Origin of the sequence: Peribacillus sp. FSL H8-0477 (assembly GCF_038002765.1) — a bacterium.
GTDB lineage: Bacteria > Bacillota > Bacilli > Bacillales > DSM-1321 > Peribacillus.
Window position 1 is genome coordinate 545,941 of the sequence record NZ_JBBODE010000001.1, and the last position, 13,640, is coordinate 559,580.

Annotated in this window: 14 protein-coding genes and 1 riboswitch; of the genes, 5 read left to right on the plus strand and 9 right to left on the minus strand. The window is 38.5% G+C overall.

Annotated elements, in window-relative coordinates:
• Positions 1–19: 19 nt before the first annotated feature.
• Both MHI18_RS02885 and MHI18_RS02890 read right to left on the minus strand, forming a co-directional pair.
• Positions 20–382 (minus strand): rhodanese-like domain-containing protein, encoded by a 363-nt coding sequence (locus MHI18_RS02885; protein ID WP_340845913.1) that lies wholly within the window; start codon positions 380–382, stop codon positions 20–22.
• Between the two features lie 18 nt (positions 383–400).
• The gene (locus MHI18_RS02890; RefSeq protein ID WP_340845914.1) at positions 401–880 is read right to left on the minus strand and encodes a DsrE/DsrF/DrsH-like family protein; all 480 of its coding nucleotides are present in this window, start codon (positions 878–880) and stop codon (positions 401–403) included.
• Between the two features lie 392 nt (positions 881–1,272).
• On the opposite strand from MHI18_RS02890, the gene MHI18_RS02895 reads away from it, so the two are divergent.
• Complete coding sequence (locus MHI18_RS02895; protein ID WP_340845915.1) at positions 1,273–3,168, plus strand: heavy metal translocating P-type ATPase; 1,896 nt, start codon at positions 1,273–1,275, stop codon at positions 3,166–3,168.
• A 5-nt stretch (positions 3,169–3,173) separates the two neighbouring features.
• Here MHI18_RS02895 and MHI18_RS02900 read toward each other — a convergent pair whose 3' ends face one another.
• The 3 genes from MHI18_RS02900 to MHI18_RS02910 form a co-directional block, all read right to left on the minus strand.
• Positions 3,174–3,854, minus strand: coding sequence for a DUF3221 domain-containing protein (locus MHI18_RS02900; RefSeq protein ID WP_340845916.1), 681 nt, complete (start codon positions 3,852–3,854; stop codon positions 3,174–3,176).
• Positions 3,855–3,965: 111 nt separating this feature from the next.
• Positions 3,966–4,502 (minus strand): YdhK family protein, encoded by a 537-nt coding sequence (locus tag MHI18_RS02905; protein ID WP_340845917.1) that lies wholly within the window; start codon positions 4,500–4,502, stop codon positions 3,966–3,968.
• A gap of 29 nt (positions 4,503–4,531) precedes the next feature.
• Entirely contained in the window at positions 4,532–4,918 is a 387-nt protein-coding gene (locus tag MHI18_RS02910) for a DUF302 domain-containing protein (RefSeq protein ID WP_340845918.1), read from the minus strand.
• 130 nt (positions 4,919–5,048) lie between these two features.
• On the opposite strand from MHI18_RS02910, the gene MHI18_RS02915 reads away from it, so the two are divergent.
• Together MHI18_RS02915 and MHI18_RS02920 are read left to right on the plus strand one after the other, a co-directional pair.
• A complete protein-coding gene (locus MHI18_RS02915; protein WP_340845919.1) occupies positions 5,049–5,753 on the plus strand; it encodes a DUF421 domain-containing protein in 705 nt (234 codons plus the stop codon).
• Positions 5,754–5,842: 89 nt separating this feature from the next.
• Positions 5,843–6,571, plus strand: a complete 729-nt coding sequence (locus tag MHI18_RS02920; protein WP_340845920.1) for a CPBP family intramembrane glutamic endopeptidase — start codon at positions 5,843–5,845, stop codon at positions 6,569–6,571.
• 41 nt (positions 6,572–6,612) lie between these two features.
• Here the strand turns inward: MHI18_RS02920 and MHI18_RS02925 are convergent, their stop codons facing one another.
• The 3 genes from MHI18_RS02925 to MHI18_RS02935 form a co-directional block, all read right to left on the minus strand.
• The gene (locus tag MHI18_RS02925; RefSeq protein WP_340845921.1) at positions 6,613–7,719 is read right to left on the minus strand and encodes a 5-methyltetrahydropteroyltriglutamate--homocysteine S-methyltransferase; all 1,107 of its coding nucleotides are present in this window, start codon (positions 7,717–7,719) and stop codon (positions 6,613–6,615) included.
• Positions 7,720–7,740: 21 nt separating this feature from the next.
• Entirely contained in the window at positions 7,741–8,478 is a 738-nt protein-coding gene (locus MHI18_RS02930; RefSeq protein ID WP_340845922.1) for a cyclase family protein, read from the minus strand.
• A gap of 88 nt (positions 8,479–8,566) precedes the next feature.
• Positions 8,567–8,668, minus strand: a riboswitch (SAM riboswitch).
• A gap of 76 nt (positions 8,669–8,744) precedes the next feature.
• Positions 8,745–9,998: an ATP-binding protein gene (locus MHI18_RS02935; protein ID WP_340845923.1), complete on the minus strand. Its 1,254-nt coding sequence runs from the start codon at positions 9,996–9,998 to the stop codon at positions 8,745–8,747.
• A gap of 188 nt (positions 9,999–10,186) precedes the next feature.
• Between MHI18_RS02935 and MHI18_RS02940 the strand changes: the two genes are divergently transcribed.
• Together MHI18_RS02940 and MHI18_RS02945 are read left to right on the plus strand one after the other, a co-directional pair.
• Positions 10,187–10,648, plus strand: a complete 462-nt coding sequence (locus MHI18_RS02940; RefSeq protein ID WP_340845924.1) for a hypothetical protein — start codon at positions 10,187–10,189, stop codon at positions 10,646–10,648.
• Positions 10,649–11,054: 406 nt separating this feature from the next.
• Complete coding sequence (locus MHI18_RS02945; protein WP_340845925.1) at positions 11,055–12,644, plus strand: esterase/lipase family protein; 1,590 nt, start codon at positions 11,055–11,057, stop codon at positions 12,642–12,644.
• 13 nt (positions 12,645–12,657) lie between these two features.
• Here the strand turns inward: MHI18_RS02945 and MHI18_RS02950 are convergent, their stop codons facing one another.
• A complete protein-coding gene (locus tag MHI18_RS02950) occupies positions 12,658–13,512 on the minus strand; it encodes an SDR family oxidoreductase (protein WP_340845926.1) in 855 nt (284 codons plus the stop codon).
• Positions 13,513–13,640 lie beyond the last annotated feature (128 nt).

Below are 13,640 nucleotides of genomic sequence, written 5' to 3' on the forward strand. Positions count from 1 at the left end.
ACAAATACCCTCCTTAAAATTAGTGCCAAGCACTAATGCCGCCTTTAACATTTGTTATCTGTGTAAACCCAAGCTTTTTTAAAGTTTTACTTGCTTTACTGCTCCTCATTCCACTTTGACAAATCACAATCACTTCTTGTTCCTTTGAAAGTTCTTGTGCTCTTTTCTGTAGTTCGAACAAGGGAATATTTTTAAAGTTCCTGATGTGATTACCTCGAAACTCCTGAGGCGTTCGAACATCAATAAACTGCTTCCCCTTTTTAGTCAACTCAAGCTTTAGCTCTGACGTACTAATGCTCTTAATTCCCTTTGCAGGAACTAACCGTTGGTATAAAAACCAGCCAAGAGCTACAATCAATATAGCATTTATAATGGTATTCATATGGCAGACTCCTTTTTCTTAAATAAATAGGTTTACGTTACCGTCCTCTGCATCTGCTAGATAAGCGGCCACACCTGCATATTCAATTCCATCTAGTAATTCTGGTTGCTGCAAACCCAATAAGTCCATTGTCATCGTGCAAGCGATTAGCTTCACTTCTTGTTCTTGTGCCATCTCTATTAGTTGCGGAAGAGTCATTGCATTATGTTTTTTCATAACATGCTTAATCATTTTAGGACCCATTCCAGCAAAGTTCATGTTGGATATTCCCATTTTATCTGCGCCTCTTGGCATCATTTTGGCAAACATTTTTTCTAGGAATCCTTTTTTTAACATAACCGGCTCGTCCTTACGCAGCGCATTTAATCCCCAGAACGTGTGGAAGATGACTACCTCATGATCATAAGCTGCTGCTCCATTGGCAATAATATAAGCGGCCATAGCCTTATCATAATCCCCGCTAAATAATACAATGGTTGTTTTTTTCTTTTCACTCATTTGTTTTTCCTCCAATATTCTATACCCCAAGGGGTATTTATTTATTTAAATTTTTTTGTCTTGATTTAACTCACATACCCATAGGGGTATATACTAGGCTAAAAAGTAAAGTTCGTCAACCCTCATTTTCTGAGTGCTATCGAACTTACTTTTCTGGTTTGAACTGAATATTATTACTGATCCATAAAAAGAGGTTGGCCTCTTCTTGCACTCTTATAATATACCCCATAGGGTATGTTGTCAAGAGCCTAAACCGAACCTTACAGATGGCACCTGCAATCGAGTTTAGAAGATCTATATGATGTATCAAGTTATTTTGATGGGGAAAACTAATGAACATGCCCTTTGATTAGAATTACTACTAACCAAGCCTCTATAAGAAAGGATCTACTATGAATGCTAAGAGTAAACAAGATGTGACGCTTTGGAGTAAACTTAAGCCGCATATAGAGTTAATTGCAGCATGTTTTTGCGGCGTACTCATAATCATTGGGTGGATTCTATCTAAAAACGGAGCTGAATCCTATTCGACTTATGTATACGTGTTAGCCTTTATTATCGGGGGGATGGCGAAAGCCAAAGAAGGTATACTTGACACCATTGAAACAAAAAAATTAAACGTTGAAATTCTAATGATTTTAGCCGCTTTAGGTTCTGCACTTATTGGCTATTGGACCGAGGGAGCCATTCTAATCTTTATCTTCTCTTTAAGTGGGGCTTTAGAAACATATACAATGAACAAAAGTCACAAGGAAATCTCTGCTTTAATGGATTTGCAACCGGAAGAAGCCACTCTTCTCGCTAGTGGAAAGGAAAGAAGAGTTGGTATATCCGAATTGAAAATCGGAGACCAAATCTTAATTAAAGCTGGAGAACGTGTTCCATCAGATGGAATAATCATTAAAGGACAAACGAACTTAGATGAAGCGGCCATTACAGGAGAATCAATTCCAGTAAGTAAAACGATTAATGATGAAGTATTTGCTGGCACCGTTAATTTAAGAGGCACCCTTATCGTTGAATTGACTAAAACTCAAGAGGAAACCCTTTTTAATAAAATCATTCTGCTCGTTCAATCTGCACAGAGTGTGAAATCTCCATCCCAGCAATTTATTGAAAAATTTGAAGGTAGATATGTAAATGTTGTTCTTATCGCTGTCCTGCTTATGATGTTTGTCCCGCACTATTTATTTCATTGGGACTGGAAAGAAACGATTTATCGTGCCATGGTGCTACTTGTCGTGGCTTCTCCTTGCGCACTCGCCGCTTCTGTTATGCCAGCAACTTTATCAGCGATTTCTAATGGTGCCCGCCATGGCATATTATTTAAAGGCGGGGTTCATTTAGAAAATTTAGGACACTTAAAAGCCATTGCCTTAGACAAGACTGGAACATTAACGAAAGGGAAACCTGAGGTGGTTGATGTTTTGTATCGAGAGGATTATACGATGGAAACATTTCTCCTGCATGTAGCATCAGTGGAGAAATACTCAACTCATCCGCTCGCCCAATCCATCGTTGCTTATGCTTCTAAACATAGCATTCTCGATCTTATTAAGCCCGAAACGTCTGAAGATATCTCAGGTTTTGGTGCAAGCGCACGCATTGCCGGCGTGACCTGGAAAGTCGGGAAAGCAGATTTTGTTGGGGCTGAGGAAGCAAGAGCTTTTCAAAACGGGATTGCGGAAACATTGGCCAGCGAAGGAAAAACCATGGTTTATGCCTCTGATCAGCAAGGGCTAGTTGGTTTGATAACACTTAAAGATGTCATCCGTCAAGAAACCATTGATGCAATTGATAAACTAAAATCGATAGGCGTGCAGATCTATATGTTAACAGGTGACAGCCAGGCCACGGCGAAAGCCATTGCAGCAGAAAGCCACATTAATGGATTCGTTGCAGAATGCCTGCCTGAGACAAAAGTGGATGAAATAAAAAAATTACAAGATCAATATGGCACCGTTGCGATGGTTGGAGACGGGATTAATGACGCTCCAGCATTGGCGACAGCATCCATTGGGATTGCTATGGGTGAGGGATCTGACGTAGCCTTAGAAACTGCTGATGTTGTCTTAATGAAAAACAATCTTTCACTAATTGCAGACGCTGTTCTTCTGTCTAAAAAAATGAATAAAATTGTAAAGCAAAATGTATTCTTTTCAATTTTCGTAATCATTTTACTGGTTTGCTCCAATTTTCTTCAGTTACTGAATTTACCGTACGGAGTAATCGGACACGAAGGAAGTACAATACTTGTTATTTTGAACGGCCTACGACTTTTAAAATAAGCAAGCTAATTCACCTCTATAACAAATGTAAAGGAGACTTTACCATTAGCCCATAAAGCGATTGCTTCATAGATATACCGTCCTTTTTCAGCAGGAACGATAATAGGGTACTCTTCCCGTTCCCTACTTTCTGTTTCTGCATTCCAACGATAGACAATCAGTGTTGGTTTTTGTTCCACCTCTATGGTCAGTCTACTGTTTGGCTTTGCATGGATGGCTTTAAACTTTTCAGCAATTTGAAGGGGACTTGCGGCATCTGTTTGCTGAACTTGATTCCCGTTTCGCCACTCAAAACCGCCTCTTTGCATGTTATATCGTTTTTGATTGATTGTTACGAATCCAGGGAGGGCAGATGGAAAACCATCTTTTTCAAAAATAAATTCCGGTAAAGGTGTTGCTGACTGAATATTTAAGGCTCTCGCTTGTGCAGGTATTGAATTACTAATGACCCCATCGATCCATACGACTACTTCCTGACCTTGCACATATTCATCTAAATGATCGCTTTCATTTAGTTTGATCCAAATCAAGCCATGCTTTCGGTCATCTATTAACAATCGGTTTTCTTTCGTGTCTATCTCCGTAATAATACCTTTTCTATCAATTTCACCTTTAGCTGCTCCGTTTTGAGAACAGCCTGCTATGATAAAACAAATCACTACTAACCAAAACGTCTTTCTATACATGCAATTTTTCATCACCTTTCTTAACCTGAATAGACGATAATTTTCATTAATAGTTTCACAACATAACAAAAAACAACCTAGCATAATAGGTTGTTTTTTAAAATTCATACCTTACTTTAATTCACTTTCAACAAGCCACTTATGATTGGTTACTTTTTCACCACCTGTTGTCGGCGTGTAATCAATCATATAAACGGTTGTTTTTTCGGCTGATTCAATCGTTGCTTCTGCACCTTTCATCCCTTTCATATGATTTGCTTCAATGATTACTTCCGTACCAGGTTCCAACATTTTGTCTCCTGCATCTTTAATTTCTTCTTGAATGACCCATTTATGGTTGTTGATTGGTTCTTTGCTCTTCCCTGATTCAGGTATGTATGAAACAGTGTAAGCCGTTGTCTCATAAGCGCCAGTAACAGTGGCTTCTGCACCTTTCATCCCCTTCATATGATCCGTATTTATGATTGCTTTACTTCCAATGTCATACGTTGGGTTTTCAGCAGCTCCTAAGTTACTTGGTACTTCGGACTCCCCGTGAATGTGCTCGTTGCTGTGTTTAGAACTAGAATCTTCTTTTTCGTTGGCACAGGCAGTTAAGGTCATTGCTGCTGCTAACATAACTCCCGCTATCATCTTTGTTTTTATCATATGAATATCCTCCATTGTTGGTAGTCTAATTAAATACTTTTATCCAAAACCTTAATTAACGTTTCTTCAATCTCAACAGCAATTTCTTTCAGCTTAGAATCTTCTATCATTTCCATCATTACCGTTGGCTTCGGCATACCAATATTCGTCAGCCCTTCCTTCTCATACACCGTAATTTTACAAGGAAGAAAATACCCTACAAGTTCATTTACCCCTAATACTCTTGCTGCTGCTTCTGGATTACACACCTCTAAAATACGATAAGGCTGCTTAAAGTTCTCTATCCCTTTTTCCTGTAACTTTTCAGTTAAGTCTAACATCCAAAGTACGCCAAATTTTTCGTTTTTTAAGTTTGTTTCTAAGGCTGTAATGGCCTCATCAATAGATTTATCTGTTTGCACTGTATAATGAAACATCATATCGCTCCCTTATTTGTCATTTTGTAAAGTTATACCTCTATGCCACTCACATTAAACATTGGTTTATATACTACTATACTGGTGATAATAAATACCGTAACTATTGAAAGGCAGGATGTGTTGTTAAATGGATTTTTTCAGCAGTCAAGACTCTCTTACGATTATTCAATGGAGTGTAAGGGCGGTTATTAGTTTCACTTTCCTACTCATCGCCACAAAAATAATGGGACCTCGATCATTTTCACAATTAAGATTGCTTGATTTTATCATTGCACTAATCATAGGGAATATTATCGCCCACCCTCTTTCAGACGAACATTTAGGCATGAAGGGATCAATGGTTACAATAACTGTTTTGGTTATTTTTTACACATTATGTGTCTATCTGAGTTTAAAATGGGATAAATTTAGAACCTGGCTTGATCCATCTCCCTTCCCTATCATAAAAAACGGACAGATTATTTATAAAAATTTAGCCAAAGCTAGAATTCCGATTGATGTTTTATTATCAGAACTGAGAAAAGATAAAATTGAAGATATTCAAAAGATTTCACTAGCACTTTGGGAACCGGATGGTACTCTATCAACGTTTTTACATTCACAGCATCAACCACTTACTCCATTAGATATGCAGGTAAAAACAAAACCATTTAGTCTACCCAATCTCATTATAAAAGAAGGGAAAATTAACTACACAGAATTAGATAAAAGAGGCAAGGATGAAGTATGGCTAAAAAAGAACCTCGAATTAACCTACCAAACGTCAGTTAGTGAGATTTTATTGGCCACTATTGATATAGATGAAAAGATAACCGTTTATTTGTATACATAGTTGTTTATTTTCTATCGTGAAAGGTTAAATTTTAACTCCGCCGAATATATACATATATAGTATAGATTCCAATGGGAGCTGATATTCATTTGGCCGCTAAACGTATTTGGTTAAAAATAATCGGGTTGGAAATTCTTTTGATGTTTTTTTATATGGTAAATGGAGCTTTTGTTTCGATTATGAATCCAACACATCCAGTCTTACAATTTATCGGACTGATCCCCCTAGCCATCGGCGTTTTTCTCTATTTACTTTTCAAGAAAAAATGGGATGTTTATTTCTTTAAGCGTTTCTTTCCTTTATCCAAACAGTACATACCGTTAGTACTTGTTTTACTAATCATTGTCGTTGGAAACAAAGGGCTGGATACCTCTTCTTTCGCTAATTTATTCTTTATGTTTCTCATGCAGCTGTTTATTGTAGCCTTCATCGAAGAAACATTTTTCCGAGGTTTCATGCTCAAATTGGTTCTTCCAAAAGGTAAGGCTATCGCCGTTTTACTTACAAGCTTTCTCTTTGGCATTACCCATTCCATCCAGCTGTTTGGAGGGCAATCTATAGAGGACACCATTTTGCAAATTATCTATGCCTTTATAGTCGGACTTGTTCTGTCCTTACTTATTGTTACGGGTCATTCCATCCTTGTTACGATTGCATTCCATGGATTTAATAATTTTTTAAATTTCATGGGAAATACGGAAAGTCATAATATTTTTGCCTATCTCATTTTAATCATCCTCATAGGCTATTCATTCTTTCTATGGAACCTAATGACTAAACCTGTCGATACCCGGAAGGATCAGTTCTTCTTGGGCTAATACAGAAAAAAAAGCACCGCTTGTGCGATGCTCTTCAACTACTATTCGTTCCATACCTCTTTTGATACATTGACGATGAATTTCAGCTTTTCCCATTGCTGTTCTTCTGTCAGTTTATTTCCATGATGGGTTGAAGCAAATCCGCATTGCGGGCTTAAACATAATTGTTCATGCGGTACATATTGTGCCGCTTCTTTAATGCGCGATTTGATGACGTCTATATCTTCTAGTTCACCATGTTTTGAGGTAACCACGCCCAAAACAACTTGAGCACCTCCATTTGGAATATGTGTTAATGGTTTAAAATCACCTGAACGATCGTCATCATATTCTAAGAAGAATCCATCTACTTTCTCTTTGGCCAGAAGGGTCGGTGCAATAAGCTCATAGCTGCCGCCAAATCGATAGGTAGATTGATAATTCCCACGACATAAATGGGTGGTTACCACTAGATCATCCGGCTTATCTTCTAAAACTCCATTAATAACCCTTAGTGCTAAATCGGTTAAATATTCTCTGGAATACTTTCCGTTCTGATAGGTTACCTCTGGAGAAGAAAGCCCCGCAATGTACACATCATCAAATTGTAAATACCGCACACCATTATCATAAAAAGCTTGTAACGCAGCTTGATAAGTTTTGATAATATCGTTGGCGTAATCCTCAATGTCTGGGTATATCGCTTCATTACGGGTTCCGTTGGTAAATAACTGATTCGGGCTTGGTATGGTTTGTTTAGCGGCAGCACGGCCGGCAACAATTTCATTGAAGATAATAAAATCTTTAATAAATGGGTGAGTTGGGTTAAAGGAGACTTTCCCTATATTTCGTAAAGAGTATTTTTCCGTTTCTACTCCCTTGAATTGTAGTCCTGTTTCAGGTACAAAGCCCTCTATACCGTTTAAATGCTCTAAGAAATCAAAATGCCACCATGTACGTCTAAACTCTCCATCGGTTACAACTTCTAATCCAACCTCAATCTGTTTATCGACCACTCGTTTAATTTCCTTTGTTTCTATTTCACGTAATTGTTCGAGTGTTAATCTGCCTTCTTTATATTCTTTTCTTGCTTTTTTTAATGACTCCGGACGTAATAGACTTCCGACGTGATCTGCTTTAAACGGTGCTTTTGTTAGTGTGATAGACATGTTGAGTTCCTTCTTTCTATTCTAGGGTAGGATAGCAAATGATCGAACTGGGAAGCCGGATGCTTTTTCTGGTTTCGGTACAATATTAAAAATAACTGCACCTTTTGCCGGCACTTTATCTAAGTTTGTCAGCAATTCAATTTGATAGGTATCTTGTTCAAGTACATAGTATTCAGCTAATAGAGAGCCATTTTTTTGATAGTCAATACTGGCATCCGTATCGAACGTTTCATGACCAATCGCTTTAATTTGTCTCTCTTGGAATAAGAATTCTAATGCTTCTACTGACCATCCAGGTGTGTGGTTATTTCCCTGTTCATCTTTGTTTTCAAATGCCTCTTGATTTGGCCAACGCTTACTCCGATCTGTCCTCAAAGCGACAAATGTACCTCCGTCAATCGTTCCATGCTCTGCTTCGAATGCCAAAATATCAGCAGTATGTAAAGCGAAATCAGGATTCTCAGCGGATTCCTTTGACTTATCAATGACAACAAGCGGGAGGACCAATTCTTTAAGTGTTAATTCTTCAAGGAAGCGTGTGTCCCGAACAAAATGAATAGGGGCATCTATGTGAGTGCCATATTGCCCAGCAAATGAAAAGTTTTGGGCGAAAAATCCATCATCATGATTGAAAAGAGTACTTATTTTTGCTTCATCAAACGAGGCAAAATGTGGTGAACCCGGTCCAAACGTATGTGTGAGGTCAATCCACTGTTTTTGTTTAATTAAATCAAACGCCTTACTCAATTCATTCGTCATTTTACCCCTCCAGACTTTTTTAAAAAAGGGACAAAGAAAAAACCCCTACCTGAAAAAAAGAAGAGGTTCTCAGCCAAAAGGCTGTCTCTTCTTATCTTCAAGCTTACGCTACTAGAATTAGCACAGTACTTACAATAAGTCTGCTGCTGAGGCTTCAAAGGGCTAGTCCCTCCACCTCTCTTGATAAGAAAGTGACTATTAAGTTAGTGAATAGGTATACTTTACAACTGCTCATTCAAACTGTCAAGATTATTCTGAAAACAAAATTAATTATTGATTGGGAATGTAATCGTAAATGTGGTTCCTTTTCCAAGCTTACTCTCTACACTAATGGATCCTCTCATCGCATGGATGAGCTGGTACGTAATGGTCAAACCAATACCTGTCCCTTTTTCTTTTGTTGTATAAAAAGGGGTTCCTATATTCTTTAACTGACTTTCCGTCATCCCTTTTCCTGTATCTTGAATTTCAATGAATACGAAACCACCACCGTCATACAACTTCACGTACAGTAAACCACCCATATCCATTGATTCAATTCCATTTTTGATAATATTAATTAAGACCTGTTTAACTTCTCCTCTATTTCCTTGAATGTAGAGGTTTTCTTGTAGTTCAGATCTAATATCTATATCGAGTATTGTTGAAAAAGAAGTCATGAGTTCAATCGCTTTTTTCACTTCAATAGAAAGATTTAATAGCGTTTTCTCTTCATTGTGTGGTTTTGCTAAAGATAAATAATCATTAATAATCCCTTGAGCATGATCCAATTCATCAATCGCGATGGTTATATAATTTTTCTGTGTTTTGGTACTTGCTTCATCTTCATTTAATAGCTGTAAAAATCCGCGGACAGAGGTCATTGGATTTCGAACTTCATGCGCTACAGAAGCCGCCAGCTGACTGATTACGTTTAATTTTTCGGCACGCTGTAGTTCTAAATCGATGGTTCGTTTTTGTTGAACATTCTCAATAGTATAGATACCCATTAATAAACAAATCCAAGAAATAAAAAAATAAAACAGTAAAAATGGAATTTGATTAAATTCCTTTGTATTTAAATAAATCATAACTAATGTAAAGGCCATTATCCAGAATACAGAACTAGACACCACAATTTTATGTTTCATTTGAAGGGCTTCATATCTGTTCATATAATATAGTAAAACAAGAGTTGCTATCGAATAACAAATTAACACATGATAAAATCCTTCTCCACCAATAAAGAACCGAAAGATTAATAACGTGAAAAACGTAAGTAAACCTGGTATTAATCCACCGTAAAAAAAGGCAATAATAAATGGCACTATTCTAAAATCATATATATACCCCTCTGAAAATCGAACGGGAAAAGACATGGTTAATACAACCATAAGTAATAGAATAAGGGTCAATTTAATATCCAAGCCATTTTTATACGGTTTAGTACGATCATTAAAAAATAATTGATAAACAAAAATAGGAAAGAGGACAATTAATATTTGGGTTAACACATAAATAAGTTCAACATCTTTAAACAAGTGGCCCTCCCCCATACTACTTACACTTACTTGTCTGAAAATTAAAATAATCCATTTTTTAGGAACACATAGGTATTATAGCATACCATCCTGCTGTGATGCAGTTTAATACTCTTTAGTGTCCGTGGACCCTTCTGAATCCTATTCATATACTGTATTATTTCGCTCACTAACAGGAGGAATCATCTATGGCAATTGAGCAAGGACTACCCGTCCCATCGATTTGGGGAATTGACGCATCTATGGCTGGCAGACCGATTGTCCGAGGAGAGTTTATTATCAATTCAATCACTGACAATCAGATTGTCGGCACGTCTAATTTCCGAGGCACACTGCTCCCTTTTAACGGCACGTGGGATAAAACATCCAATCAGATTACCTTTAATACGCCTTATGCAACATTTGCCGGCAAGCTGTCTTTATTCGAGGACCCATCTATCGGAGTCCGGCATTATATTTTAACTGGCCCCTTTTTAATGAAGGCACCCTCATTACAAGCAGGCGAATATGGTAATTGGATTGCAACCACAGATGTCAGCTATAGCCAGCTTTCCGCAAATGATCAAATAAGTCAAAATACGAATGCCCTGCCTCCTGTTGGTGTATTTTTAACATCAGATATTCTTTACCTATCAAATAGATTCCCCTAACCAATCCTCTCCCGAAGGCTGCCGAGAAAGGCTCGGCAGTCTTTTCATTGTGACGAACCCTCACTACTCAGATCCAAGATCTCCTTACTCAATACCCTTTTGCACAGTAAATCTTTTGACGTGCACAGGTTTGGCCTCATTTTGCACAGCTTTCACCCCCATTTGCACAGTAAATGGGCTGCTTTGCACACTTTTCCCTCCGTTCTGCACAGAACCATTGCCGTGATCCCTCAGTCCTGAACCTCACTCTATCTCTAGCACCATATCAAATTTATAATCCGGTCAGTATAGCCTGTTTTCTCAAATTCTTTGCTAGCCTTATTCTCTCATTTTAGAGAAATTTAAAGGATTTACTTGTTTGTCATTTGAATTAACACTGAGAGTCATAGAATAAGGAGGAATGTTAATGAAAAGAATGTGGTTCCGACTGTTTATGGTTACTTTATTTTTGTCATTATGTTTGTTTATGAGTTTACCAGCCAAAACGTCAGCTGAAGTCATTCAGCCCTACGGCAAACTAAAACCTCCAAGTGAGAGTTTCACACCTGGAGATTGGTTTCTAGGAAGTACACCGCCAAATTATAACTCTAGTAAACCGCCGATTGTTTTTGTTCAAGGAAAAAACGGGTCTTCAACAAGCTGGTACGGTGAAACCGAATACCATGGTGTGAATGATATGTATACAAAAGCATACGAAGCAGGCTATCAAACGGTTTTTGTTCAGCTTTATGATGCTGCAGGAAATGGGTCTTCCAATCAATACAAAAACGGAAAACTATTAGCTGCCAAACTCGCTCAAATCAATGCCCACTTTGGCGGTAAAAAAGTGAATATCATCGCTCATAGTAAAGGCGGTCCAGATACACAAGCTGCTCTTGTTTCTTATGGTGCGCACCAATATGTTGGACGAGTTATCACGCTTGCCTCACCGCATCATGGTTCTAATTTAGCTGATTTGGCTTATAGCTGGTACGCTGGCTGGCTCGGTTCTCTACTAGGAGCAAATGATGAAGGTACCTATTCCTTACAAATTGGCCAGATGGCTGAATTTCGCTCAGCGATAGACAATCATGTGAATTCTAGAAAGAACAAATACTATACACTAACCGGCACCAACCAAGGACCAGCGTTTTCCGCTCTATCATTTGGCGGACTGTATCTCTCTTCCTATGGTGATAATGACGGGCTCGTCAATGTTTGGAGTTCAAAATTACCATACGGCACCCATCTATTTACTGATTCCAACTATGATCATGACAATATTCGTACAGGCTCCGCCGTTTTTTCAAGAATTGAACCCTTTTTGCGGAATTCATCTACTTCGGGCATTGCTAGTTTAAGTGAACAGCCTGTTGAAGAAGAAAACATCTCAACCCTGCACACTCAACGTGTTCACGGCGGACCCTTACAAACCAATAAATGGATTGAACAATCTATTTCTCTAAATGAAGACACTGCTCATGGCGATATCACACTCTATACGTCAAGCCCCTATGTGGAAACTGAATTAATTTCTCCATCAGGAGTCACTTACCCTCATTTCCTAGTTTCGCAAGCTTCAAAAGGTGAAACCTCTTTCCTAGCTGGTGCGTATGTTCATACGTTAAGACAAACGAATATGGAAGCTGGTGAATGGGTTGTTCGAATGAAGACAAAAGCCAAGCAGGATGCCTATTTACTTACTGCAAAAATCGATGATAAAGAGCCCCTTATACTTGAAATGCCCGGAAAAGTGAAACAGAAAGACGCACAATTTATCCTCAAATCACCGGTAAAAGGAAGCCCAAGCACCCCATTAACATTTGATGTTCACCTTACTAACGAACAAGGAGTTGAAGTAAAAAATCCCGCTGCCATTAACAAAGTAAATACAGAAACTTATTTTGGCACACTGCCGAACGTCCCAGTATCCGGTATGTATAACCTAACCATCGATGTAAAAGCTGGTCCAACGGTTACCCGTACAATTATTCGTTCTGTTTATATTGAGAAATAACGAAGGGCTGTCCTTATTTGAGGACAGCCTTATTTAACATTTTCTTTACGATTGTCTCCCACAATTGCCAGGAAACCCTTTCTTTAAGCCAAATCGTCAGCTTTACTCCCTTACCAATTGGATACCTAAAACGAGGGTTTTTCTTCCGGACAATTGCTGCAATGGTTTTGGCTATTTCCAGTGGATCGCCGTATGTTTCTGCACTACTTTCTGTGTAGGCTTTCAACTTTCTCATTTCTGCAGCATATGGTGAGTCAGGTCGCTGAGACATTTCGGTTACTTGCTTCCCGCTTGACCATATATTCGTTTGAAACGAGCCAGGCTCAAGTAATACAACCTTTACACCAAACGCGTTCATTTCTAATCGTAAACACTCACTCCATCCTTCAACGGCATATTTCGAAGCCGCATAGGGAGATAAACCCGGAAAACCCATCCTTCCGCTAATGCTGCTCATATTTATGATGGTGCCGCTTTTTTGTCTCCGCATCAACGGAAGCACCGCCTGTGTGACGCTGATCATTCCAAAAACATTGGTATTAAACTGCGCCTTATATTCAGAGACAGGTATTTCTTCAATAAAACCAGCACCGGCAAAACCAGCATTGTTTACGAGGACGTCTACCCTGCCCATCTCCAACAATACCTCCTTTAACCTGTTTATCGATTCTTCTGATGTGACATCCAGTTCTTGTAGGACAATCAAATCTTCTAACCCGTTTTCTTCTGCCTGTTTCAGTAATGCGTTGCCTTTCGTAAGATTCCGCATTGTTGCTAGTACGGTATAACCTTCCTTAGCGAGCTCTAATGCCGTAAGAAAACCAAATCCGCTAGAAGATCCGGTCACGACCGCTGTTTTCATCGTCATAGTAATCTCCTCGTCTTTCCATCTATACCTCCAGTTTAGTTGATTTTCCAAAATAGTTCACCAATCTTATAAACTTCCCTAAGATTAAATTTGTGGTTGAGGGAAACTTTTTTATATAACGTGCATAA

What these genes read in the sequence shown, in the direction of transcription:
- MHI18_RS02945 (WP_340845925.1), top strand. Translation starts at nt 11,055, where the DNA reads ATGAAAAGAATGTGGTTCCGACTGTTTATGGTTACTTTATTTTTGTCA.
- MHI18_RS02905 (WP_340845917.1), bottom strand. Translation starts at nt 4,502, where the DNA reads ATGATAAAAACAAAGATGATAGCGGGAGTTATGTTAGCAGCAGCAATG.
- MHI18_RS02950 (WP_340845926.1), bottom strand. Translation starts at nt 13,512, where the DNA reads ATGACGATGAAAACAGCGGTCGTGACCGGATCTTCTAGCGGATTTGGT.
- MHI18_RS02930 (WP_340845922.1), bottom strand. Translation starts at nt 8,478, where the DNA reads ATGACGAATGAATTGAGTAAGGCGTTTGATTTAATTAAACAAAAACAG.
- MHI18_RS02925 (WP_340845921.1), bottom strand. Translation starts at nt 7,719, where the DNA reads ATGTCTATCACACTAACAAAAGCACCGTTTAAAGCAGATCACGTCGGA.
- MHI18_RS02900 (WP_340845916.1), bottom strand. Translation starts at nt 3,854, where the DNA reads ATGTATAGAAAGACGTTTTGGTTAGTAGTGATTTGTTTTATCATAGCA.
- MHI18_RS02940 (WP_340845924.1), top strand. Translation starts at nt 10,187, where the DNA reads ATGGCAATTGAGCAAGGACTACCCGTCCCATCGATTTGGGGAATTGAC.
- MHI18_RS02890 (WP_340845914.1), bottom strand. Translation starts at nt 880, where the DNA reads ATGAGTGAAAAGAAAAAAACAACCATTGTATTATTTAGCGGGGATTAT.
- MHI18_RS02885 (WP_340845913.1), bottom strand. Translation starts at nt 382, where the DNA reads ATGAATACCATTATAAATGCTATATTGATTGTAGCTCTTGGCTGGTTT.
- MHI18_RS02910 (WP_340845918.1), bottom strand. Translation starts at nt 4,918, where the DNA reads ATGTTTCATTATACAGTGCAAACAGATAAATCTATTGATGAGGCCATT.
- MHI18_RS02895 (WP_340845915.1), top strand. Translation starts at nt 1,273, where the DNA reads ATGAATGCTAAGAGTAAACAAGATGTGACGCTTTGGAGTAAACTTAAG.
- MHI18_RS02915 (WP_340845919.1), top strand. Translation starts at nt 5,049, where the DNA reads ATGGATTTTTTCAGCAGTCAAGACTCTCTTACGATTATTCAATGGAGT.